This is a genomic window from Enterococcus sp. MMGLQ5-1, from assembly GCF_013155265.1.
Classification (GTDB): domain Bacteria; phylum Bacillota; class Bacilli; order Lactobacillales; family Streptococcaceae; genus MMGLQ5-1.
This window is the reverse complement of sequence record NZ_JABJXU010000001.1, coordinates 182,734-207,899: the sequence shown is the minus strand read 5'-3', so window position 1 is coordinate 207,899 and position 25,166 is coordinate 182,734. Positions and strand designations below refer to the sequence as shown.

Sequence of the window (25,166 nt, the reverse complement as noted above, 5' to 3'; positions counted from 1 at the left end):
GTGCTCTGTCTAACAGGGCTTTTTTATTTTTTAACAGTATTCTCCAAAATAAAAATTAGGTCAAAAAATACTCAACATTTTTGTTATAATAAAATTAGCGTTAAATGTATTTTATTTAATTTAATGAGAAAAAATGTTTTCTTAAACTATTTTTTATAATTGGGGGAGTTTGTAATGAGTAAGGACTTTGAAAATACTACTAATTTTATTTATCAATTAACTTCTAAGAGATTACAATTAAAAAAGGAAAAACTAGGTTTAAAAAGTAATTATCAAGTTGCAGGATTTAAAAATCAAATTGAGTATAATGAAGCGCCAAACTACAATAAGGTTGATGTAAGTATAATTTCAAAGATACTAAATGATAAACGTGAAAATGGTAAAAATTTATACTTAATTCCCTCAAAAAATGCAGATTTATATTACCAAGCATTTTTGAATAATCTTAATTTTAGTACGATTCATGAAATTTTATGGGGAAATAATAAAGAAATACAAGACTATCTACCTCAACTTTTTCAAAATATAATATTAGATAGTTTAAAGAGCCAGAATAAAAGAATCAGAAATGTTTGTTCTGATTTAATGAACTGTCGACCAGAAATTGAGCTGTCTAAAAAAATTTCAATGCTTTATGAAGAAATAAAAGAAGATTTTTCTAAAGAATTTATTGATTTTACAAGAGCCATATTTTCCGAAAAATATTTGAAAAATCCTAATGGGATGATATATGAAATTGTTGACACTAAAGGAACTAGATCAGTTCTTGATGTTCAAAAGGCTTCTGATATCGGGGGTACAAAATTAAATGATTATTTAGGCTATCAAAAATTAAATCAAGCATTTGAAAAATTCGTAGAGATTAGACTAATTCCATTTTTTGTGAGTAATTTAATTGAACAATTTGATTGTTAAAAATGGAGGAAAACAAAGAGATGAAAATAAATCGAAAAATAATTCTTGGCATAATCACTTTAGGATTACTACTTTGTGCGATTAGTTATGGCATTTATAGTAATATTCAATATCAGAATGAAGTTAAATTAGCACAAAAATATAAGCAAAAACTTATTCAAGAAAAACAAGAAATTAATAGGCTTCAAAAGAATTTTTCAGTTGAAAACACTAATTCTCAAACAGTATTTAATGAATTATCAAAGCTTAAGTTATCGACAAAAGAAGCAAAACTACTTCAATTAAAATGTATCAAGTTAAACAAAAAAGATTTTAGTAATTTAGAGAATAAAATTATTTCAGAATTGTTCATCTCTGATAAAGATAAGAGATTTAATGAAATTTCAAACTTGCAAACTAATACAAAATCTATTCAAATTGAAATTGATAAAATCAATAATATGACTGAAATTTTTACAAAAGTACAAATCAATGAGTTCACACAAAAATTAAAAAATATGTTGAATGTTGAAAATGCTCAAATTGCTAGTTTACAGAAATCAATAGATGAAAAGATTGAAAAAGAAAAAATTGAGAACGAGGCAAAGCAACAGACAGAAGCAATTACTGAAACTCAAAATTCAGCAGACTATGGGCAATCAAGTTCAGGTAATGTTAGTTCAAGTGATTCATCCTCATATCAATCTGACAGTTCAACTGACTCGTATAGTTCAGATAATAATGGGAGAATTGACTATACGGGCGATGGTGCTGGAACATGGACACAACAAAATCCAGACGGTAGTGTCACCGCTGGCAACGGTGATCAAACATTAGGTGGTTGGAACGTTGGTGTTGTCCCAGATACAAACAACGGTGTCGGTTGGGCAACAAGCCCAGTAGATGTACCAGATGGTGCAGTGATTCAACCTAGCAACTAAACAATAATAAAAGAATCTGTTCTAGAAATAGGACAGCTTTTTTATATTGTCAAGAGGTGTTTTTTTTTAATTATTAATTTTACATATTGTAGTATCAAGTTAGCCACTCTAGCCAAAATAAAAACATCCTCGTGTACACTTATAATAACGACAAAATAAGGAGTATATGAGAATGCATTTTAATAGTATCACAAAAGGCAAACATATTACAAAAAGTGAACGATAATTAATTGGTATGTGGAAGAATCAAGAAAAACTAAGTAATCGAGAAATCGCCTAAAGACTCGGTAAAGCTCCCAAAACCATTCACAATGAAATCAAACTAGGCTGGATTGATTTAACCTATTCTGGTGGTGAAACGGAATACTCTTGGCAGGTTGCTCAAAAGAATTATGATAAAAACGCAAAGCGGTGGGCGCAACAGACAATTGGACGGCTAAAAAAGAAACAAAAATCAGAGAAATGATTTTAGATAAAATCTCGCCTGAAATCATTAGACAAGACCATACGATGCCATCTTTCAGCACCATCTGCTCTTGGATTGATAAAGGCTGGATTTCAAAAATCTCTAAAAGAAATTTACTGTATCCTAGAAAAGAGAAAAAATAGGGCAAAGTCATCGAAAAAATGCCACGAAAAAAAGGAACGTTTTCGATTGATTTAAGACCTGAGGAAGCAAATCAAAGGGTAGAAGCTGAACATTTTGAGATAGATTTAGTTATTTTAAATCATCAAAAAGGACAACAATTATTAACGTTAACAGATAGAAAAACCCAATATGAAATCATTCGGCTAATTCCAAATAAAACTACTGAAAGTGTTAACCAAGAGATAATTAAACTAAAGAGATAATATCAATTTAAATCGATTACGGCTGATAATGGTTCTGAATTTATGCGATTGGAGGAAGCGATTGACTGTCCAATTTATTTTGCATATCCATATGATTTTTATGAACGAGGCACAAGCGAAAATGTAAACAGAATGATTAGAAGGTGGTTACCAAAAGGAAATAAAAAGACCACAGCAAAGGCTGTGACAAAAATACAAAATTGGATAAACAGTTATCCTAGAAAAATATTTAATTATAAGTCACCAAAGGAATTATCAGAAATGGCTAACTTACTTTTGTAATTTACTATCTAACACGAAATCTTCTCCTTAGTAAATAAAAACTAACGTTTCAATCTTCATCAAAGATGTTATTAATTAATTTGTCAAAAATATTCCGTCTTTCCCCATTTGATTTATTGCTAAAATCAATTTTTTCAATCCACATAACTAAATTCTCTTCAGTCTTTATATCCAAGTTATCATTAAAAATAAAATATCCAACTAAATATAAAATATAATCCATTCTGTCAACAAATTCTTCTAAGTCATTGTTTTGTATAAAAGATAACGCTCTATCTAAACCGCCTAAAGATAATTCAATAACTTTTTTTAAATCGTCAACAGTTAGTTTAGTTATCTGAGATTCCTTAGTATCTGACGGAATGGGTGCGTAGTTATTACTATGTTGCCCATTTTTTTTAACTTTTTCAAATGCAGGATTTAGAGAAGCAACTGGATAAGAGACAATTGTTGTAAACGGTGAAAATAATTCATCATATCCAAATGTTTGAATTTTTTCCTTAAAGGGAGAAACATAGTCGGAGTAAATATCAAAATCGTGGAGTTTCAACTTTGAAAAACTCATTTGTAAAGCCGAAACTCTACTTCCAGCGTTGTTTAGCACTTCAAACCACTCAATTTGTTCATCCTCTGTCAAATTATCAGCAATATTAATTGTATAATTATAGCTCATCATTTTGCTTCTAACTTGCGTTAAAATAGGGAAAAGCTCTTGTACAAGATCTATTTCTTGGAGATGACGCAGCAAAACTCCATCATCTTCATTCAAAACTACTCCAACAGGAACATGGTAATCTTTTATACTACCGTCTACTATCTTGAATTTCGCAGCCGATACGTCTAGAAATATATTTCTAAAATCTTCATGATTTGTATATGCTTTATAATTTGTAGACAAACGCTGTTGTCCGTCAACTACAGATTGATGATCTGCTTCAATTTGATTTGAATCAATAAGCTCCCTATTAATAAAAGAGACTTGAGGAACCGCATTTATCCTCGTACTCATCTGATTAATGGATATTGGTGCAACTGGTGCTTTTCCGAATAGTTGATAATTTAATAATGCTATTGATTTTTGTACATTCCAACTCAAATCTCTTTGATATAAAGGTAATGTAATTTTATTTATTTTAATATATTTACACATGTCTAAAATACTCAACTGATGGCTTTTTTTTGTCGGGTTAAATCCAACAGCAGCTACTATTTTTTTATTAATCCTAACCATGACGAAAAACCTCTTTTCTATTTTTTTCTTTACAAATACCATAATAACAGATATCAACAGCTTTGTATATATAAAAAAAGTAGCAGCTAAAAGTAGCAGCTACTTTTTGGGAGTGTTAATATCTAAACTATTCTTTTTCGTTGCTGTCTTTTTGTAGATTAAGACAAAATACTGACCATTTTGCCGACAAGAAATTGCGAGAAATCACTGTACTAGACTGCGAGAATTATCATATTTGGTTACTAACTCAAAGTGATTATTCTCAGGCATACGGTTCATTGATGTATGGCATGTTTCGTAAATCGCTTAATTATGCTGTTACTTTGCAGTTCTTGAATGAAAATATTTCTATGAGAATTAAGGCAATACCTAAAGGCAAAGCGATTGTTCCATATTGGACTAAAAAAGAATTTGAAGCTGTTATTTCACAAATTTGTATCTCAGATTTATATGAACACTTAAATTTTGTCATGCTATGGCTTTACTATATGACAGGTGTTCGAGTTAATGAAGGTGCTGCTCTTTGGTGGGATGATGTCGATTTCAAAAATAAACGTTTACGAGTTCATCATATGCTCATTCTTAAAAATCGTAAAGAATGGACTAGAAATGCTTATACAAAAACGGTAGATGACAAAAGAATCATTTCAATAGATGAGGATACAATCCGAATTTTAAAGGATTGGCAAAAACGTCAACAATCTATTGGACTTGGAAATGAAACAGATTTTATCTTTACTTATGATAGCTTACCGATGATTAAATCAACACTTGCCAGAATCATAGAAAGATATGCAACCTTAGCAGGTATCAAAAGGATTCAAGCTAAAGGCTTAAGGCATAGTAATGCTTCTTACCTTATCAATGAATTTAATGTCTCTGTTTTAATTTTATCCAAGCGATTAGGGCATTCTAGCCCAGAAATTACCTTAAAGCACTACGCTCATTTATGGAGTGGTGCAGATGAAAATGTTGCTGAGCTTATGGCTGGTAATATCAAAATTAATACAGCAGAAAAAACAAAAATAGCCTTTAATGGCAATCAAGCATTAAAGAAAAATACCCCGCCAAAAATACCGCCAAAATGGTACTCAACAAGTAAGAAGCGTGTTGTATCAAAGCATTAATGAGTGTTTGGTTGGTAGAGTGGGAATAAGATAAAAAGCCTTGAGATTCCTTATTTATAGGGGCTCTCTAGGCTTTTTCTTGGCTCATGATAACACTTTGATAACAGTTTGCATTATTACTTCTAGAAATTCTAATCAGATAATAATTCCTCATAAATACCAGAAATTTTATCTAGTAGTTCATTTTTTTTCGTATCGTTTCCTACAAAAAAACTTTCTATATTTTTTTGACAGCATAAATAATCTATTTCTCCATCTGAATCAAGAGCTTTGTTTATCATATTTTTCATGGATTTAACAGATGGTTGCCATTTTATAAAGTTGATTAATTTTTCCGCTGTAACTTTGCCAGTAAACATTTTCCCTTTATTAAAATAGACCTTCTCCTGGATATTCCCATTATAATTAGAAATCGTTGGAGGATTTCTCAATAAAAATGCATTAAACGAGGCTTCGTCAATCATCAATATATTTTCTTGTTGACCAGCTTCTCCTAGAATGTTTGCAGTGAGTAGTATACGATGTGTCTCTTTAATTAATGTGTCCTTTTTCAAATTCATTTGTTCTATAACTATATCAATATTTTGTTCAAAATAATCAGCATTTTTGTTTAATTGCTTTATAGAATTCTTTATTTTCTTATTAGTTTTTGCGTGCTCTCTAACAGTATAGGGTTGATTAAAAAATTTACATTCAACTAAAAAAAGTTCATCATCTAGAACAAAGGCTAAATCAATTTCCCTTTCAATTTCTTCTTTATGCATTTTAATGTATAAACGATTAGCGTTAATATTATTACTAACTTTCATCAAATGTTTCAAGCGTTTTTCAAATTCGATTCCTTTAAAACTTAGTGCAATATCTTCTTGATTTTTCCTTTCCTCATCTTCAATCCTAGTAAACATAGATAAAACTGCCGATAATGGACGAATTGATTTAGCCAGAGTAGGTAATAATATTAATTGGTTTTGAACTTTGATTAGAGGTGCGTCAATTAGATCTTTCGATTGTTCACCAAATGTAAGTTTCCCCAATATAGTTTTTGCTTCTTCTCTTTTTATTTCTTTAGAAAAACTAATCAGCCCTTTAATCCATTTAAATTCTGTTTTAACTATACATAAATTTTGTACAGAAAATATATTTCTATTTTTCTTCTTTTTAAGATATAGCATCGCTTCATGTTGAAGAAAATGTATTCCATCTAACCATTTGTTTAATTCTATACCAAAGATCATTTGATTTAGATTGTCTTCACCTAGATACCTTTGACATAGTGTTTCTGATAAATAAATCGACAACTCCTCTTCAGACAAACGCTTTGTGAAATACCTGTCGCTTCTTATTTTATAATCCACAATATCTGACTCAACATTTTTCATGTAATTTTTATATCTAAAGTTAGAAACAAGAACTGCTCTATTAAAATCTTCATCAATAAAGTCAATCAACATTTTTTTTTCTGAATTTTCTATTTCTATCTTTGAATATTTCCAATATTCAAAAGCATCCATTAAATTATCTCGCTCTCTAGCTTTTGAATATACATTAATATTCCACAATAAATCTTTCTCCGAAAAAATTCGATTTATCCCAGATTGTTCTTTCATAGAGATATTATGAAAAAAATACTTTAAAATAGTAGCTGAAAAGGAAATATAGCTATCATATAAAGTTATCCTTTGCTCCATGCTAATATCTAAATTTTTATCACTAATAAACAACTCTAAATTATGTTCCAAAAAAATTATGAACATTGGTACAATATATTTTGAATCTATATTTGTCATGCTAATTTCTTTGTTTATAGACTTATTAGACTCTATAAATAAATTTTTCAATTGATTTACTTGATGTATATGACTTTTCATCTTTTCTTTTATTTCATTATTCACATTTTCAGAAAAAATTTTGTTATAATATTTTAAAAGCGGATTGTTATAGTTAGAAATTGAGTAAGGTTTAATTTCTAGACCAAGAGATTTAATTTTAGCAAGAAAAATATCTATGTCTTGAGTTGCTTCTTCAAAAGTTTTCTCTAAAAATTTTGTTCGCCCAAGATTATCTAATTCATTCATATAATCTAAATAGTCAAATTGTCTATTTCGTGTATAAAAATTATTATTCATTTCAACCTCCTTGTTTAATGTCCATTACTTATCAACTAAAGATAGCATAATTGTATAACAAACTACCGCACTTCGTTTGCTAAACTCGATTTTTTGTAAAGAAATACAGCCTATTTCTTTACAAAAAATCAAGTGCAATTGGTTAATTTTGAATTAAACTAAAATAAGAGGTACTCCATTATGGAATACCTCTACTAATATTTACGCTGGTTGCTTTTTCTTAATACTAATACCTTCTGCTTTAAAGGAAAGTGCGATAAACTCATTTGATACATACGGATTACAGCTAACTCCTTCCAATGAAACATGCGTTTCACCTAGGAAGCTCAAATAGCCTTGATAGATACATGAGTATAGTGATACTCCTACCTTGAATACTTCACCGCATTGGGTTACTACTCAGAGTTTAAGCAGAGGTAACCTCCTGAAGGGCTTCCTAGACCATCTGATTATGTCAAGCGAACAAAAACGAAAGGAGTGATTAGTATCCCTGATACGATAACCAAAGATGACCTTGTTAAAATTGATTATTCAAATCACACAGCCACCATGATTATTAGACAATCCAAGCAAATTATGATACAGCAAGAGAAACAATTAAAATAACATTGTCTTTCCTGATTAGCTATTGGAATAAATTACTTTAATTAAATGAGGTGAGAATTGCAATTAGCAATAAATTTCTCCAACTCAGAAATACCTAATTCTTGCCAAGGTATAAATTTGTTGTTTTTATCATTTAATCTAAATTCAATTTTGGGAGAATCCTCCATTACTAATAATAACTCAAGAGCACCAATTTTTTTATTCAAATTAATTTTTATAATTTGCGACTTCTCAATAAACACCATTTTTGATGGTTGAAGCTGTGGAGAATACTTACTTCTTTTGATTAACAATAAACCATTTTTCTCAATACTCAAATTATACATAGAGAGAAAGAGGGCACTCAATCCAAGTCTTCTTTGAAGAAAATTCCCTTTTTTCATAACTGTAAGGTTTTTAGAGTCAGAACTATAACCAGCTTCTTTTTTGATCTGATTGATATAATTTTCATCATTCCATTGCAATTTAGACATTTTATTCTCCTTAGCTTTTTCTTATCAAGCTTTATTATAATTATCTTTATTTTTAAATACAAGATTTAAACTAATGAAGAATAATTTTTCCAAGCACATAACTAAATTAACTACCCTTAATTTTATCAAATACATGATAACTCACAATATTTATACTTTGAATATCGCTATCACATCGCCTTATCTAATTGAATAAGTGACTCATAATTATTTACCTGTTCAACAGAAATAAATTTATTCTTATTCTGCTAGATCCTCCTTATCAACAATAGCAAATTTTTCATCAATTCCAATAGCTTCAAAATCTGGTATATCAATTAAATTCCCCTTGAATGCTAAATCTTCATATAACCTTTTAATAGTATGATTTATATACCAGACCAAACGATTCAATCACAATAGTAAAAAACTAAGCTAATAGAACATAGATTAAATACATTGATTATAGTTTCTTTTCAAAGCCCTCCATTGGTGCAACCTCATTTTGATAATCTATCACTTGATTTGTATCAGTCGTAAAGTGCATCACACTATTAAAGGCAGCCTTCAAATAAATCTGCATTATATCAGGAATTTTTAGTTCAGCTAAATCGGATGGGCTTATCTTTGTACGGATACTTGCTTCATCGCCTGCCATAGCCTTCTGCACCCATTGTGGCTCTCTTAATAATTCTCGCCCAATCGCCACTAAATCTGCACCATACTCCAAAACTTCATCTGCTTCTCTAGGCTTTTCAACTGAACCAACACCAATTAAAGGAACCTCATTTGCAATCACTTTAGAAAATTTTTCTAAAATTGGTATAATATCTGCTTTATCATTCAAAGAAGTTCGCTTGTAACTCCCCATAGACAGATGAATATAATCAACATGATTTTTAATTTTATCTGCAAAATACAGGGAGTCTTCCAGACGAATGCCCGGCGTTTCAATTTCTTCAGGAGAAATTCGATAGCCTAAAATGAATGGGCGATTCGCAAATTCATCAATAATTTGATTAACTTCAGAAATAACAGCCATAGGAAATTTCATTCTATTTTCACGTGACCCACCCCAACTATCTGTACGCTGATTAGCATTTTCTGAATAAAATTGCTGCAAAAGATAGGTATTTGCGCCATGTAATTCCACCCCATCAAATCCAGCAATAATTGCACGTTTAACCGCAGCTCCGAAGTCTAAAATAATTTCCTCAATTTCGTCTTCTGTCAATGCTCGAGGAATTTCTGAAGCCTTTGGATACTCTGCAGCGATTGCACTAGCACTAACAGGCTGTTCACCCCTTAATATTTTTGAATTTGATTTTCTACCAGCATGGAATATTTGAAGGATTGCTTTACCTCCTTTACTTTTTAGCGTTGTTGCTAATTTTTTTAATCCTGAGATCATCTCATCGCTCTCAACAGACAATTCACCTTCAAAGCCTTTACCACTAGCGGATACATTTGCAACTGCAGTAATAATCATTCCAGGACCACCAGCTCTTGCTTCATAATAATTGAGCTCATCACCCGAAACCATCCCATTGTAAAAGCTTGCCATTGTGGTCATAGGAGACATAACAATTTTATTTTTTAATTGTAGTCCCCTCTCAAAAGTAAATGATTCTAAAAAATGATAATTTGACATAGCATATACTCCTCATATTTATATTAAGAACATTTTTATTCTTGTTCTTATATGTGCTAGTATAAAGCTATGAAGAAAATAATGTAAGAACGTACTTTAAAGTGCCGTAGACACTAAAAAGTACCTATAAATTGGAGAGAAAATGATAGAAAAATATAATTTAGCAATAGAATTCACTCTAAAGATTATTGGCGGCAAATGGAAGCCAATTATATTATGCCATTTAGGAAAAAGCTCATTAAGAACGAATGAACTAAGAAAAAAAATTCCAAATATTACTCAAAAAATGTTAACACAACAATTAAGAGAGCTTGAGGCTGATCATATAATTATTAGAACTGTCCATGAACAGGTTCCGCCAAAGGTTGTATATAGCTTATCTGAAAAAGGTAAAAGTTTAAAACCTATTTTAGTGTCGATGTCTGAATGGGGCGAAAAGAGAGCCTCAGAGATAAAAAATGAGGGAACAGAAATCGAAATTATTAATAATTATGACGGCTTTAATCATATGTAAATTATTAAAAAATCGGGATTGATATAAAAATAAAAAAACGTAAGCACGGTTTTATCCTTTAGATAGCACTAAAACTGAGCATACTCATTTTAGGTGACATGCTCAATAATAAAAAAGTATATTCTAGCTTCACTTAATCCTTGATATATTTATTTTGTAGCGATTTCTTCTATCCTTAGGAAAAAATGCAATCAGCAGCTAATACCTAAGTAATTAATATACAGTCAAAACGATTCTAAAGCTCAGAAAATGAATGTTAAAAAATAATTTTACTGCCTTACGACATTTTTAGATTACTTTCTTATTTTATACGGCTTAACTTTTAAGAGTTAATACGAATCTCCGTTAAAATTTTTCAGCTTATTTTTCAGCTTTATCTAACAAAATTACACCTTCAGCTGGGTTCTCATCAATTGCACCGATAATTTTATGTGGTACGTATAATTCTTCCAGATAAGATATATCTTGATTTGTTAATTTAACATTAAAGGCATCAGCTGCCTCGTCAATATATTTCAGCTTAGTTGCGCCAATAATTGGCGAGGTAACGCCCTTCCCCCATTGCCAAGCTAATGCGATTTGGGACATGGTAACAGCATATTTGTCAGCTAATTCTTTAACTCTATTAGCGATGCGATAATCGAATTCTTTCGTATGATCATATTTACCTTTAGCGACCCGGTCTGTTTGACTACGGAGGGTATTTGCCGCCCAAGCAGGTCTCGCCAACCTACCAGCCGCCAAGGGACTATATGGCATTAGAGAAACATCCATTTGTTTACATATCGGAATCAATTCGCGTTCGTCTTCGCGATACAAAAGATTATAGTGATTTTCCATTGTAGAAAACGGCGTCCAGTTATTGTCTCTGGCAGCCAATTGCATATTGTAAAATTGATAACCATACATTGCAGATGCGCCAAGTGCGCGTACCTTTCCCGCCTTAACTAGCTCATCTAATGCCGCCATCGTTTCTTCAATTGGGGTCTGATAATCAAATCTATGAATGATATAGAGATCTAAATAATCAGTTCCTAAACGCTTTAAGGTACCTTCAATTTCAGTATTAATCGCCTCTTTTGAAAGCCTACCTGGATTAAAATAAACTTTAGAGGCAATCACTACCTTTTCACGACTAATATTTTGCTTCAAGGCCTTACCTAGATACATCTCACTTGTACCCTCTGAATAGCCATTAGCAGTATCAAAAAAATTAATCCCTAAATCCAAAGCGTGCTTAACCATCTGCTCACTCTGTTCAGCATCCAAGGTCCAATCAAACATCGTCCCTGCTTTGCCAAAGCTCATACAACCAATACATAGCTTTGAAACACTAATCTCGGTTTTTCCTAATTTTTCATATATCATACGCTTCTCCTTACACTTTAAAATACAACACAATAAATAGACGATTTCAAAAATGATTTACTCAAATTATTAATAATTTCCCCGCTAGTTACTTCACTTGGATAAATACTCATCAGTCTTATACATCAATTTTGATTGCTTGCACGCGCTGCTATGCGCAATCCATTCACATTATTAATTCTAAACCTTGAAGTGAACTTTAAAGCAAGTAAAATAAAAATTTTCTTTTAAATTTTAAGAAATAATAATATAAAAAATCTATCAAAAGGATAGTTACTCTTTATCTAATAAAATTAATTAAGCAAATACATGAATATAATAAATAACTATTGAAAATAAACAATTGTTATTAATCATTTTGATAGTTTAAGCTGACAAATTCAATCACTTGATAGAAAGAATCTTTTATCCTTATTATTCTGACCATGATAAGCTGAAGGGCAATTAGTAATTTAAAAATACTAATATTAATTAATTATTGGGTAGGAGGATATTTTATGAATAAGTCAGCAGGTAAGGAGATTCGCAAAAGGATAGTTCATTTGATTATGCTATCGTTATTACTTATAGGAAATATCGGTTCAATATTGATTAGCAGCACAGCTGTTAAGGGAGATACCACCGAAGAATCGCCTGTAGAAACCAAATTAACAATTTCGGCTGAAAGATTGGAGAACGGTAAAGATATTCCAACCTTTCGAGTTTCAGCAACATTACTAGCCTCAGATGGTGAACCAATCAAAGGCGCCAGCATCCGATTTCTGCAAAATGGCGTTTATGGATACAGTCGCACCACTGGAACAGCTGGGATTGCCACCTTTGATTATTCTGTCAGCCAACCGGGTGATTACATTTTTTCAGTAGAGTATCGTGGCAGTACGATTAATAAAATACAATTTGCGCCACACGACATTGTATATGCACCGAAAATATCCGTTATAAAACAAGCACAACCAACAGAATTATCTGCAACCCCTTCTTTGAGGACAGTGAGTAATGGCAAAATTTTAGGTACCAATGAAGGGCAGGAATTTGCAATAGGTAACATTAATACTTCTACTTCTTGGAATAAGGTAGTCGGCAATGAAATTATAAATTTGAGTTCTGGAAGTGTTGTTTCTGTCAGACAAGCTGGTTACTACGCAGAAAGCACTTATTATTTACCGTCTGATTCTCAAGTATTGACTATAGCTGAAGGGCGCTATCTCATTTCTCCTCAAGCATCAGTCGGTGTTTTGTGGGAAAATACCGAACCCAAAATTGTAACTACTAGAACGGGAAGCTCCCCGACAGCACAGTTTAAAATAAATTTCTCAGAGGGCTATGAATTTTCCAGTGTTTCATTATCAGCTGAAAAAGAGGCTACCGCAGCCTTTGATCCAGCAACCTCCATTTTAACCATTGATAATATCACCCGTGATCAACAGGTTACTGTTAATGCAGTGTACACCAGCGATCCGATTGTTGGATTTGAATTAAAGGGGACACCTATTGAAACAGATAGTGCATGGATTAATGAATCAAATAATACAGATTTAGCTGCAAAATTTAGTGATCAGTATAATGGCATCAAAAATGCAAAAATCTTTATTAATAATGAATTAATAAATGAAATTAATTATTTAGATTTGCCAAAAACAGAACAAGCTGTTTTAATTCCGTTACAAGAATTTGAAAATAGGCATGGTCTTTTTGAAAAATATGAAATTAAAATTATTGTTGAAAACGGGATTGATAGAGTAATTGAAAAAAAAATAAATATATCGGCTGATAGAATAAAACCGCAGCTAGCGGTAAGTGGTAATTTTACAGATAAGGTCCATAAAATAGAGATAACGACAGAGGCGATTACTGGTGTCTCGGGTATTCAAAGCTTAACCGTCAACGGCGTACCAATAAATGACAATCAATTAACAATAAATCAAAATGGCTCTTATAATTTTGAGCTTATTAATGGAGCTGGTGAGAAAGTCAATCAAGTATTAGAAATAGAAAATATCACGCCCGTTAAAGCAACCTTAACCTTGGCGATTAAATTTAGAGATAGTTCTAGACTGACTGCAGATAAGCCTGCAGCCTTTGGAGATTATACTGCAACATTAATTGATGAATACGGCAGCCCTATCAATGATGCAAAAATCTATTTTAAGCAGGATAGTGCCGCACCGGGTTCTCGCTTAACCAATATTAATGGAATTGCAAGTGGCTATGGCAGTAGCTTTCAAGCTGGAGATTATCTAATAGCTGCTGAATTTAGAGGCGGCGAAATAAATGGTACTTACTATGAGCCAGCAACGGCTTCACAGACAATTCATGTTAAAAATCAAGAAAAACCAGTGATTTATGATTATCAGGTTTTAGCAGCCTCAGGCGAGAATGATGGTCAAATTTTCAATTTAGATGAAAGCTATGAATATATCGAATGGATCGAAACCATTGGTAATAATCAAGAAATTTTTCCAGTAATAGGTGATAAAGTAAGTGGTTTAAAGCCAACAATTTATTCATTTAGAAAAAAACAATATTATGATGAAAACAACAAGACAATATATTTACCTTCGTCATACTATCAACTGTCAATTCCGAATGGATTATACAAAGTGACAGCCAAGGCTGATCCAAATGCAATCACTTGGAATTATCATACGCAGTATAAAACAGCTAACAGCTTTGTATTAAATTCGATAAATATTGCACCTATTAATAACGTTGCCTACTTTAATGCATTACCTAATAAGGGCTATTCCATTACCGCAATTACTACTGACGCCGATTCCAATTATGTCAAGGAAATCATTTATGATGAGGATACAGGAAATATTGAAGTCAAAGGAATTAGTAGAAATATTGTATTAACAATCCATACAAGTAAAGATTTACCACAATACAACGAGCCAGCCAATCTTGAAGCACCAAATCCTACCAAAGGAGAAAGCAAAAACGCTATAAAAATAATCAATACAAAAACCAATAGCTTAAATGCTGGAAATAAACTACAAAATTTACTTACAATACCCGATAAAAAACTACAAGATAGCTTACCTAAAACTGTAGCCACTAAAAATTATGATCTAATGATAACTGGTTTATTTTTACTTTTTACAGCTTCATTATTATTTATCTTAGCTAATAAAAAAATAAATTTTATTAGCTAAGCGTTAAAAATATTTTATATATAACTATTAGGAGCGAATATGACATCAAAAATTACAACAATTCCGCAACCGTTAGTAAGAGCAAATCAATTTTCAATTGTTGGCTTTGTTTTACTTTCATGGTTATTTAGAAATGAATTCTTCCTGCTTATACCTTTAATATCAGGATTATTAGGATTATTATTTAATTTCAATCCAATCATGAAAATTAGAAAGCTTTTTTTAAAGCAAAATGGTAATGAATACCCACAGGAGGACGTCTTAGATCAAAAGTTTAATCAAAAAATTGCAGTAACCTTTCTAGCCATCGCTTTCTTTAGTTTTTTGCTAAGCTATAATATTCTCGGTTATATTTTTTCTGCCCTAGTACTTTTAGCAGCAGCTATCGCATTATTAGGCTTTTGTATTGGCTGCTTTATTAGATTTCAATATATTACTTACCGAAATAAGCATAAATATAAAAGCTAATATTAAAAAGGGCTGTGACATAAGTCCAGCCCTCATGATTTAATCTTCATGCTTTTTAGCTTTTATATGCCAGAAAACTCGGCATAAGTCAAAATAATTCGTGCCTTTGAGCTCCCGAAAAATTGTGATTTTGCAAGACTTCTTCTGCTTTAATTAAAGCCTGTTGAAAACTTTATGCAGCTTTGCTAGTGCAAAGCTACGAAGATTCTCGTAGAGCTAGTGAAAATATTTTCAAATAATAGCACGTCCAGCATGATACACTTGAGCTCAGCTTACAGTACCATTTATGTCATATAGGATTAGCTATCTAATGCTTATAAAAAGCTCAGCTTATAATTTTTTTCAAATAATTCAGTTGGTTTTAATCGATTAATGCCGTACTTTTCATTCAATTTCCCATTAGAAAACTGATCGTCTGCCACACCACACCATGGCTCAATACACACAAATGGCGCTTCTTTAGGATATGGACTCCAAAGCCCCAAATAATTCATGTTATCGTAGCTAACTTCGATTTTTTTATTAATATCAGTTAACTCTAAGATCACTGAATTTCGCCCAGATGTTTCATAAACCAACACACCATCTTTAAATAAATCTCTACTTAGAGGCAGCTCAGTTAATATCACCTTGCTTGTTTCATCTAGTCTTAATAAAACCTCATCAGTTACCGGAATTTGTGTTACTTCTGCTTGGGGCGAAAAGCACAGCTTAGCGCTTTCAAAATTTGGAACATTAAAAGCGGGATGTGCACCGATAGAAAAATACATCATTTCATCATTACTTAAATTTGCCACTTGATAGCTGACGGTTATCTCATTATCTTTAAGTCTATAAATTACTTTTAATGAAAACTTAAACGGAAATACAGATAATGAGTTTAATGTATAACGAAGCTCGAACACAGCCTTCTGTGCCTCGACCTCAATCACTTGAAAATTTAAATCTCGTGCAAAGCCATGTTGCGATAATTGATAGCGTGTATCGTGATAAATAAATTGATCATTTTTTAACTTACCGACAATTGGGAATAATATTGGCGCATGACGATTCCAATAGCTCGGATCTGCCTGCCACAGATATTCATATTGATCATTAATGGATTGAATGCTAGTTAATTCGGCACCAAAGCTTGAGATTTTTACCTTTAAAAATTGATTTTTTAATTCAATCATTGCCATTCAACTTCTCCTTTAATAAATATTTTAAATTAATAATACAATAATCATTAATAAAACAATAATAGCCCAAATTTCAATTGAAATTCAGGCCAAAAGCAAATTATTGGATTTTATCAAAAATAGAATTTGCAGTTTCTTTCAAAACCTTGTTTAAACCATCAATATTAGCGCGTCCTTCATCATTCAACCAATTGATTGCTGCTGCCTCGCCCTTAACAACAAAGGGTTCGACACCATTCGCCCAGGTTGCACGACCACAAAGCACACCATTAAAAGTAGAACCCGATGCTTTGGCAAAATAAAGTGTTTTATAAAATAATTCGGCACTTACGCCAGCACTTAAAAAGATAAATGGTAAGTCCGTCGCTTCACTTTGTGCCTTAAAATAATTCGCAGCTTCTATCTTAGTGTAGACGGCATCATTACCAAAGCCTTCTACATATTTCATATTAACCGGTACTTCAACCTTAAGAACATCAACGTTATAGACAGCCTCAGAGAAAACTTTCATCATCTCAATCACCTTATGCGGTTTCACTTTAGCATACTCTGGACTTGTGGCGTCTGTAATGTATGCATCATAAGATACAAGTTCTAAGTAAAATGGAATGTCTTCTGCGACACATTCTGAACCAATCCTTTCAATGAATGCTTTCTTTTGTTCATTTATAGTAGAATCTTCATCAACATCATAGTATAATAAGAATTTGCAAGCATCTGCGCCTTGCGCTTTCAAGCGTTTTACTGACCAAACGTCTAAAATGTCTGGTAAGCGTCCGGGAATTGAAGTATCGTATCCAGTTTTTTCATAAGCGAGTAAGAGTCCAGCTGTATCTGCGCGTTGGCCCGCAGCAGGTAAGCCATATTCAGGATCTAGTAAAATAGAGGTTGCATATGGGGTCAATTCCCTTGACACTAATTCTTTGAAATCTTCGATATCTTCTGCAGTTGCTTGTGTTTTATATTGACCAATCATTTTTTTTAAGGCACCACGCTGGTCGATAGCCAGAGCTCCGATAATTCCTTGGTCATTGCTCAGCCTTTTTTGAGCTGCCAATTTACCATTCGTTATTTTTTTCATTAGTTAGCTTCTCCTTTAATCTCATACATCAATTTAACTGCTTTAGAATCCTTCTCCACCATTTTCTCAAAAGGTATCGCCATGTCTTCTATATGATATAAGCCGGTAATTAATGGTCTAACATCAATTAATTTAGTTGCCATGTAACGTAGCCCTGCTGCCCACTCGTAGCCTGGAAACGGTGCTGAATAGCTCATCCATGAACCTGTCACCAGTAATTCACCACGTAAAATTTTTTCAAAGCTTTCAGGCGGTAAGACAACATCACGCGTTGAAGTCCCAACATAAACGACACTCCCGCGTTTTTCGACGATTTCAATAGCTTGACGTTGCGTAATCGAGCTGCCTGCAGTTTCAATGACGACCCTAGGCTTACGATTTTTTTCAAAATATTCATTAATAGCCGTCTTACTTGGGTTAACCACAACATCTGCACCAACCTTTTTTGCAAGCTCTAGCTTGTGATCATTGATATCGACAACTGTGATATTGCCAACACCGCGTGCACGCAAGACAACCAATGTCAACAAACCAATTGTGCCCGCTCCTAAAACAACAACCTCGTCTCCAGAAAGTAAATTTACCCGATCAATCCCATGTATTGCAACAGTAAGTGGTTCTAAGACAGCTGCTTCCTTTAAGCTAAGCTCAGCTGGTACTTTAACAACATTTTTTGCAGGTACTGCTACAAATTCTGCCATGGCACCTTGCTCTCTGCTGCCAATAAAGCTGTAACGCTCAGCCATTGCCGGTTCACCCTTTAAATAACCATTAGTCGTTTCATCAGGAATAAGTGGTGCAACAGCGACCCGATCACCGACCTTTAAATTAGTAACCTGATTACCAACCTCTACTATCTTTCCAGAGAATTCATGTCCTAAAACTTGAGGAAAGCTATGAACACCGCCTTCAAAATATCGGGGTAAATCCGAACCACAGATGCCTACATAGGCAACTTCGATTAAGACCTTTTCTGGTGTAACTTTTGGTATTGGAATTTCTTTTAGTTCGAATTCTTTAATACCTGTAACGGTTAAAGCTTTCATTTCATTTCACCTTTCTAAATCTTCTATAGCTAATCTTCTTCAACATAAATCGTACCTTTTTTATATTTGGCAAATGTATAAGCAAATGCACCAATATACAATACTAGAATAATAAAGAAACCAATGCCTGTTTCAAGCGTGGTGCCCTTTGCAAGTAAATAAGTGATTGGACTACCCGCTTGATCTAGTGAAGACACGCGCTCGCCGCCTTTAGCAAGCACACCAACATTTTCACCTAGCTGAGTCTGTAAGCTAATCATTTGATTTGAAATCCAAATGGTGATAAACATAATTACTGAGCCCGATATTAGCGTTCGGAAAATATTACCCTTATGAACGCCTGTTGCTATCGCAATAAAGAAACCAATTGTTGCTAAGTCTCCAAACGGTAAAACTTGATTACCGGGTACAATAACAGCCATTAAAATGGTTAGAGGCACAAATAATAGTGAGGCTGCAATGACCTGTGAATCACCCAAGAGTAAAGCTGGATCTAGCCCAATCTTTAAATCACTGCCTTTGAATCTTTTATCTAAAATTGATTTAGCTGCCTCAGATATTGGCAATAGACCTTGCATAATTAGTTTAACTACCATCGGCATTAACAGCATTACTGCGGCCATTTGAATTCCCAGCTGAAGTGATTTGCCAAAAGGATATTTTGCCAAAAGACCTATAATAACCCCCATAACTGCACCTACAATTGTTGGTTGTCCGAGTACACCGAGTCTTTTTTCAATTGTTTCCTCAGTAATCTCAATTTTGTTAATACCAGGAATTTTGCTAATTAAGTCGTCAATTGGCACTGCAAAAATGCCCATATAAGCACTGGAGCCATGAGGAATAGAGATACCATCTAATCCAAAATATTCATCCGTCACTTGTCCAAACATATCACCTAGTTTATAAGCAATAATTGCATGTATCACGATACCTAGCATTCCCAAATAAATATTTCCAGTTGCAACTTGAATGATTGCGCCAGTAAATGCCATGTGCCAAATATTCCAAATATCAATGTTAATGACACGGGTCAGCTTTAAAGCGACCATAATTAAATTGACAACGACTGCAATCGGTATTGCAATCAGTCCTAAATCTGATGCCCAAGCCATCGGTGCTGTCCCCGGCCAGCCCAAGTCAATCACACTTAAGCCGAGATTAAAATTTTTAGCCATGGCCTCAGCTGCTGGTCCTAAACTATCTCTTAACAAACCAACCACTAACCCAATGCCAATGAAGCCAATCCCAATCGTAATACCCGATTGAAGTGATTTACCAACACCTTGCTTGAGCAATAGCGCCAGTATAAAAATAATAATTGGCAGCATGACACTTGCACCTAAATCAACAATTGCCTGAATACCATCTAAAAATAAAGCCATTTTGTTTCCTCCATTTATATAAATATTTTAAAACCAATAATTAAAAAAATTGTGTTGAAATGGAAGGGTATTACATTTAATCCTTAATCACATCCAAAATTTTCTGTTCAAGCGCCTCCACACCAATACCGCTAATAAATGCTGTGCCTTGAAGAACGGGTACACCGATATCTTTTTTAAATCGCCCAGTTGTCACAATTAAATCAGCACCATCCTTTTGACTTTCAAGCTCGCTAATTCGATATTGAACAACCTCAGCATCAATATTATTTTTCTTTGCTAGCTCACGGATTAAGTTAGCTGCAACTGTTGAAGTTGCAACTGCGCCACCACATGCTACAATAATTTTTTTCATTAGATTCCCTCCTAAATTCGTTACTTATAATGACATCAATTCTTTTTCTACAATTGCCAGCATTGCTTCTTGATTCGTTGAGGCTAACATATCAGAAATAAAGGTCTGATTTTGAATTGCCAAAATTAGCTTTTGCAAAGTATCTAAATGCTTCTGTCCGCCCGCAATTGCTAGCATAATCACAACTTGCACATCAATCTTATCTGCAGCATCACCACCCATCTCATTAAATTGAATTGCATTTTCAAGTGTCGCAAAGATAATTCTATCCTTTAGAACAAGTGAGCCATCCGTATGTGGAATCGCTACACCATTTGGTACAGGTAATCCTGTTGGAAACTCTGCTTCTCTAGCTTTTAATGCTGTGGCAAATCCGCTTTTGACAATACCCTTTTTTTCCAAGTCATCACTAAAATAATCAAACAGCTCATCTTGGTTATTAAATTTGATTTTATGAAAAACTAAATCTTTAGTTATCATTTAAACTCCAATCTTCGGATATTCCGATTATTATTTTTCATCGACAGCTGCCGATGGATAATACAGCTCTACACTTTGAGCAATTAGCTCCCTTTTCTCTGCCAGAGGTGGCACTTGATCGGTAACTAAGGCATCAATATCTGAAAAATCCGCCATTCTATTAAAAGCACATTTACCAAACTTACTATTATCAGATAAAATGACGCTTGTTTCAGAATGCTCAATCATCATTTTTGAATTTGCTGTCTCGCCTAGATGATGATCTGTAATACCAACATTGGCTGAAATACCCGCACATCCAAAGAAGCCAATTGTGACAAAAATATCTTTTAAATTGTTATATGCCATATCTCCATACAAGGAACCTTCATTTCGACGAAGCATGCCACCAGGAACAATGATTTCGATGTCTTCACTTGGCATTAATAAAGTAATAATAGGAATAGAATTAGTGACGACAGTAATATTTTTCATTTTCTTAATTTCCTGGGCTAATGCATATATTGTTGTGCCATAATCTAAATAAACCGTATCCCCATTTTCAATCATTTCCGCCGCAAGCTTTGCAATAACCTTCTTTTCATTAGATTGCTCATTCCTTCTTTTTTCATAAGCCGACTCATTAATTTTTTGAGATAATACCGCGCCACCATGGGTTTTACGAATCAATCCCTCCTCTTCTAAATCATATAAATCTTTACGTAATGTCTCTCTGGTAACATCTAGCTCTTCCACTAATTGATTTATTTTTAGTGAATGATGCTCATTTAAATAATCCAATATAAATTCTCTTCTATTTGTTGCATTCATCTAATCACCATCCATTTCTGTTGTAACCCCTTACATTTTTCATAATAACCCATAAAATTTTAAAAAGCAAGCTAAATTTTGCTTATGTTTTGCTTTTTTAGTATTTTTTTTGCTTTTTAAATTAAAAAGCAAAAAAATAATTGCAATATTAACATTTTGATTGTATACTCTCCTTGAAAAGACTATTCACTATTTTATGTATGCGCTACCAAATAGAAAGGAAATGCAATATGATTCATTTAATTTGTCCCAACCCAGCAATTGATAGAACACTTTTAGTTAAAAATTTTTCGAAAGGCAAACCGAACCGTCCCTTCGAGGTTAGAGAATTCCCCGGTGGTAAAAGTTTTAATGTTGCCTATGCACTCAATTTTGAAGAGCCAATAGTTGATTTTAAGGTACATACTATTATAGGCGGTGACAATGGCAATCACTTGAAGACTCTCGCAAAATCAGCCCATGTGACACTTTCGGCATTAGAAATCAAAGAAAATACACGTGTTTGTAATATTATTTTCGATACTATCAATAATGATACCTATCCAATCTATGAAAATAGTTTTACACTCCGCTCCAAATTACTTGAACAATTTACCCAATCTTTAGAAAAGGCAATAAAACCTAATGATACCATCGTTTTTTCAGGCTCATTAATGAAGGGAATGCCTGATGATTATATCCAACAATTTCAAATAAAATTTAAGAATCAAAATATTAAATTTTTTATTGATACAAGCGGCGAAGCATTAAAAAATGCTTACCATGCCAAACCAGAAGTAATTAAGATAAACGATGAAGAAATATTAGATTTAGTACCTGATGCACAGCTGACACAAATTGAAGATTATGTAAAATTTTTACGTGGAAAAATTGCAAAGGAAATTTCATTTTTTATTATTACTCTAGGTGCCAAAGGCATCATCGCTAAAATGAAAGACGACATCTATTATTTATCTTTACCCAAAATTAATGCTAAAAATCCAATTGCTTCTGGAGATTTCTTTCTGGGTGGATTAGTGAAATATCTAACAATTTCTGAAGACTATGAATTTGCTCTGAAAAAAGCAATCAGTTATTCCACTGCCAATTGTCTAAATTGGTATCCTGAATTAAATCAGAATGATGTTTCAAAATTTTTTGCAGCTGTCAAAGTAGAAAAGCTCTAGGAAAGAAGTATTTTATGAATAATAAAGGTTTTAGTACTAAGCAGTTTGATAATTACCATTACGAGCAGCTCAATAAAATTTATCAAAATATGCACAAACAAATTGATACCACTAATCCAAAGATTAATGCATTATTACAAGCAAAACTAATCACAACATCACTTACCGAAGCAGAAAAAATAGACATTCATGCAGAGTGTTGGGAAGTCTGTCGAAAAATCAAAGCATTATCGGAAATCATTCAAAATAATTGATAATAAATCAAATAATAAATCAAACAATAAATCATTATCTCAATATAAACGCAAACAGCCTCAATAGTTAGATTTAGATCACTCTAACTATTGAGGTTGATTGATTTAAATAGCCCTTATTTAATCTCTAATTCTTGAAGCTGAGCACAAATATCTGAAATTGGAACATCGACCTCCGCCAATGCTGCTGCTGAATAGGCACCCTCTATAATTGGTGCGTTGAATAAATAGACTTTTTTATCTGTCATTTCAGAGCAAATTTCAAGATTCATTTTTGCACTGCCCAAATCGTAAAATGCCAGAATTGTATCCGAAGTGTTTTGGTCTATCGCTTCTTGAATTCTCTCAAGGCTTGTCCCAACTGAACCATCTTCCAAGCCACCTGCAGTTGACACAGAAACATGAGCTGCTACTTGCTCAATTAGCCGCTTGGCACCTTCGGCAATTTCAAAAACATGTGAAACGATTAAAATACCATATTGACTCATTTTGAAAGCTCCTTTACTAACTGTTCAAATAAGTAGCCGCTAGAAACTGCACCAGGGTCTAAATGACCAATTGAGGCCTCACCTACGAACTCAGATCGACCTTTTTTGGCTAACATCGGTTTAGTGGACTGAACAGCTGCATCGATTTTTGCTAAAGTAAGTGAATCTACCTCAACTAGCTCACTAACTGGTTGCCAAACATCTAATAATGTCTTATCTCCTACCTCTGCTTTGCCACGTTTAATAATGCCATTGATGCCAGCCTTGAGCATTCTTGATAGCTCTATTTCTTGACTCATCTCTAAAAAGGCAGTACCATAAATGACTCCAGAAGCGCCACCAACCTTAGTCAGTAATGCCATGGCAATCTTTTTCGTTAATTGCTGCGAATCTGAATAGTCATCTTTTAGAATTACTTTCAATTCCTTCGCACCACGTGCCATATTTGTCCCATGATCATCATCACCAATTGGTGTATCTAACTCATTAAGATAATCTTTCTTTTCAATTAATACTTCTGCCCAAGAGTCAATCCAACTAATAATTGCTTCACAACTTAATTCTCTCACTATTTTTCAGCTCCCTCACTTTTATTACCAACAATCCACGCAGAGATGGTTTTATTAAAGAAATCAATAAATGGTCCGGTACCAAACGCTGTTAAAACAGTGCCAAGTCCAATTATTGTACCAAACGCATAATTGCCCAAAACGGTCCCAAAAATCAAGCCGACAATAACACAAATTACGTCGGTACCAATGCGCGCGAGACTAAATGGTATTTTTTCAAAATGATCTGAAATCATAATCGCAAGGGCATCATAAGGCGCCACTCCTAAATCAGCTGTCATATAAAGAGAAGCACCTAAACATAGAATTAAAGTACCGATGACTAAAAGAATTAAGCGAATCCAGATAGATTTTTCAACCTCAAAAGAAAGGATTGTATTATCAAATTGCTTTAAAAAGAAATCTACTAAATATCCGACAAATACCATATTTAATACTGTACCTAGACCTAATAAATAACGGCCAAATACAAACATTGACAATAGTAAAATGACATTTAAAATTAACTGATAATTACCTAAGGACATATTGAAATAGGTAGAAACCGTCGTATTCATACCAGTATAAGTATCCATCCCAAGTACCGATCCTTTGTTAATCGAAATACCTAAGGACAAAATAATAATTCCTAGTGCAGATGAAAATACTGACCGCACATTATATTTACTTAAATCCATAATAATT

Annotated in this window: 23 protein-coding genes and 2 pseudogenes; 10 read left to right on the top strand and 15 right to left on the bottom strand. The window is 33.1% G+C overall.

Annotated elements, in window-relative coordinates:
• The first annotated feature begins 174 nt into the window (after nt 1-174).
• The 3 genes and pseudogenes from HOY35_RS00970 (at nt 175) to HOY35_RS00960 (ending at nt 2,969) form a co-directional block, all read left to right on the top strand.
• Nucleotides 175-915 (top strand): hypothetical protein, encoded by a 741-nt coding sequence (locus HOY35_RS00970; protein ID WP_172210153.1) that lies wholly within the window; start codon nt 175-177, stop codon nt 913-915.
• Nucleotides 916-935: 20 nt separating this feature from the next.
• Nucleotides 936-1,835, top strand: coding sequence for a hypothetical protein (locus tag HOY35_RS00965; RefSeq protein WP_172210152.1), 900 nt, complete (start codon nt 936-938; stop codon nt 1,833-1,835).
• Nucleotides 1,836-2,001: 166 nt separating this feature from the next.
• Nucleotides 2,002-2,969: pseudogene (locus HOY35_RS00960) on the top strand (IS30 family transposase).
• 49 nt (nt 2,970-3,018) lie between these two features.
• On the opposite strand, the gene HOY35_RS00955 reads toward HOY35_RS00960, so the two are convergent.
• Entirely contained in the window at nt 3,019-4,200 is a 1,182-nt protein-coding gene (locus HOY35_RS00955; protein ID WP_172210151.1) for a DUF262 domain-containing protein, read from the bottom strand.
• A 173-nt stretch (nt 4,201-4,373) separates the two neighbouring features.
• Here HOY35_RS00955 and HOY35_RS00950 point away from each other — a divergent pair.
• Nucleotides 4,374-5,327: pseudogene (locus HOY35_RS00950) on the top strand (tyrosine-type recombinase/integrase); the annotation flags it as partial.
• 131 nt (nt 5,328-5,458) lie between these two features.
• Here the strand turns inward: HOY35_RS00950 and HOY35_RS00945 are convergent.
• Nucleotides 5,459-7,453, bottom strand: a complete 1,995-nt coding sequence (locus HOY35_RS00945; protein ID WP_249641439.1) for a hypothetical protein — start codon at nt 7,451-7,453, stop codon at nt 5,459-5,461.
• Between the two features lie 477 nt (nt 7,454-7,930).
• Between HOY35_RS00945 and HOY35_RS13570 the strand changes: the two genes are divergently transcribed.
• Nucleotides 7,931-8,059: a DUF3173 family protein gene (locus HOY35_RS13570; protein ID WP_172210149.1), complete on the top strand. Its 129-nt coding sequence runs from the start codon at nt 7,931-7,933 to the stop codon at nt 8,057-8,059.
• Between the two features lie 41 nt (nt 8,060-8,100).
• On the opposite strand, the gene HOY35_RS00935 is transcribed toward HOY35_RS13570, so the two are convergent.
• Entirely contained in the window at nt 8,101-8,532 is a 432-nt protein-coding gene (locus HOY35_RS00935; RefSeq protein ID WP_172210148.1) for a hypothetical protein, read from the bottom strand.
• A gap of 442 nt (nt 8,533-8,974) precedes the next feature.
• Nucleotides 8,975-10,162, bottom strand: a complete 1,188-nt coding sequence (locus tag HOY35_RS00930; protein ID WP_172210147.1) for an NADH-dependent flavin oxidoreductase — start codon at nt 10,160-10,162, stop codon at nt 8,975-8,977.
• Between the two features lie 142 nt (nt 10,163-10,304).
• Here HOY35_RS00930 and HOY35_RS00925 point away from each other — a divergent pair, with 142 nt between their 5' ends.
• Entirely contained in the window at nt 10,305-10,676 is a 372-nt protein-coding gene (locus HOY35_RS00925; protein WP_172210146.1) for a helix-turn-helix domain-containing protein, read from the top strand.
• A gap of 360 nt (nt 10,677-11,036) precedes the next feature.
• Here the strand turns inward: HOY35_RS00925 and HOY35_RS00920 are convergent, their stop codons facing one another.
• Complete coding sequence (locus tag HOY35_RS00920; protein ID WP_172210145.1) at nt 11,037-12,044, bottom strand: aldo/keto reductase; 1,008 nt, start codon at nt 12,042-12,044, stop codon at nt 11,037-11,039.
• A 497-nt stretch (nt 12,045-12,541) separates the two neighbouring features.
• Here HOY35_RS00920 and HOY35_RS00915 point away from each other — a divergent pair, with 497 nt between their 5' ends.
• A complete protein-coding gene (locus HOY35_RS00915; protein ID WP_172210144.1) occupies nt 12,542-15,199 on the top strand; it encodes an LPXTG cell wall anchor domain-containing protein in 2,658 nt (885 codons plus the stop codon).
• Between the two features lie 39 nt (nt 15,200-15,238).
• A complete protein-coding gene (locus HOY35_RS00910) occupies nt 15,239-15,667 on the top strand; it encodes a DUF4395 domain-containing protein (protein WP_172210143.1) in 429 nt (142 codons plus the stop codon).
• 314 nt (nt 15,668-15,981) lie between these two features.
• Here HOY35_RS00910 and HOY35_RS00905 read toward each other — a convergent pair whose 3' ends face one another.
• The 7 genes from HOY35_RS00905 to HOY35_RS00875 all read right to left on the bottom strand — a co-directional run bounded on the left by HOY35_RS00905 (nt 15,982) and on the right by HOY35_RS00875 (nt 22,005).
• The gene (locus HOY35_RS00905) at nt 15,982-16,848 is read right to left on the bottom strand and encodes an aldose 1-epimerase family protein (protein ID WP_172210142.1); all 867 of its coding nucleotides are present in this window, start codon (nt 16,846-16,848) and stop codon (nt 15,982-15,984) included.
• 100 nt (nt 16,849-16,948) lie between these two features.
• Complete coding sequence (lacD, locus tag HOY35_RS00900) at nt 16,949-17,929, bottom strand: tagatose-bisphosphate aldolase (RefSeq protein WP_172210141.1); 981 nt, start codon at nt 17,927-17,929, stop codon at nt 16,949-16,951.
• A complete protein-coding gene (locus HOY35_RS00895; protein ID WP_172210140.1) occupies nt 17,929-18,975 on the bottom strand; it encodes a galactitol-1-phosphate 5-dehydrogenase in 1,047 nt (348 codons plus the stop codon). Before HOY35_RS00895 ends, lacD begins: the two co-directional genes overlap by 1 nt.
• Before the next feature lie 29 nt (nt 18,976-19,004).
• Nucleotides 19,005-20,360 (bottom strand): PTS galactitol transporter subunit IIC, encoded by a 1,356-nt coding sequence (locus tag HOY35_RS00890; RefSeq protein WP_172210139.1) that lies wholly within the window; start codon nt 20,358-20,360, stop codon nt 19,005-19,007.
• Between the two features lie 76 nt (nt 20,361-20,436).
• Nucleotides 20,437-20,715 (bottom strand): PTS galactitol transporter subunit IIB, encoded by a 279-nt coding sequence (gatB, locus tag HOY35_RS00885; protein WP_172210138.1) that lies wholly within the window; start codon nt 20,713-20,715, stop codon nt 20,437-20,439.
• 24 nt (nt 20,716-20,739) lie between these two features.
• On the bottom strand, nt 20,740-21,195 hold the full coding sequence (locus HOY35_RS00880; protein ID WP_172210137.1) for a PTS sugar transporter subunit IIA: 456 nt from the start codon (nt 21,193-21,195) through the stop codon (nt 20,740-20,742).
• A 30-nt stretch (nt 21,196-21,225) separates the two neighbouring features.
• Nucleotides 21,226-22,005: a DeoR/GlpR family DNA-binding transcription regulator gene (locus HOY35_RS00875; RefSeq protein WP_172210136.1), complete on the bottom strand. Its 780-nt coding sequence runs from the start codon at nt 22,003-22,005 to the stop codon at nt 21,226-21,228.
• Between the two features lie 230 nt (nt 22,006-22,235).
• Here HOY35_RS00875 and HOY35_RS00870 point away from each other — a divergent pair, with 230 nt between their 5' ends.
• Entirely contained in the window at nt 22,236-23,171 is a 936-nt protein-coding gene (locus tag HOY35_RS00870) for a 1-phosphofructokinase family hexose kinase (RefSeq protein WP_172210135.1), read from the top strand.
• Between the two features lie 14 nt (nt 23,172-23,185).
• Complete coding sequence (locus HOY35_RS00865) at nt 23,186-23,425, top strand: hypothetical protein (protein ID WP_172210134.1); 240 nt, start codon at nt 23,186-23,188, stop codon at nt 23,423-23,425.
• 116 nt (nt 23,426-23,541) lie between these two features.
• On the opposite strand, the gene dhaM is transcribed toward HOY35_RS00865, so the two are convergent.
• From dhaM to HOY35_RS00850, 3 genes are read right to left on the bottom strand one after another with little or no spacing between them, the layout of a single operon-like run.
• Nucleotides 23,542-23,913 carry a dihydroxyacetone kinase phosphoryl donor subunit DhaM gene (dhaM, locus tag HOY35_RS00860; RefSeq protein ID WP_172210133.1) on the bottom strand — a complete coding sequence of 124 codons (372 nt, stop codon included), beginning with the start codon at nt 23,911-23,913 and terminating at the stop codon, nt 23,542-23,544.
• Nucleotides 23,910-24,482: a dihydroxyacetone kinase subunit DhaL gene (dhaL, locus tag HOY35_RS00855; RefSeq protein WP_172210132.1), complete on the bottom strand. Its 573-nt coding sequence runs from the start codon at nt 24,480-24,482 to the stop codon at nt 23,910-23,912. The genes dhaM and dhaL overlap by 4 nt, the downstream gene beginning before the upstream one ends.
• On the bottom strand, nt 24,482-25,159 hold the full coding sequence (locus HOY35_RS00850; protein ID WP_172210131.1) for a YitT family protein: 678 nt from the start codon (nt 25,157-25,159) through the stop codon (nt 24,482-24,484). The genes dhaL and HOY35_RS00850 overlap by 1 nt, the downstream gene beginning before the upstream one ends.
• Nucleotides 25,160-25,166: the final 7 nt, after the last annotated feature.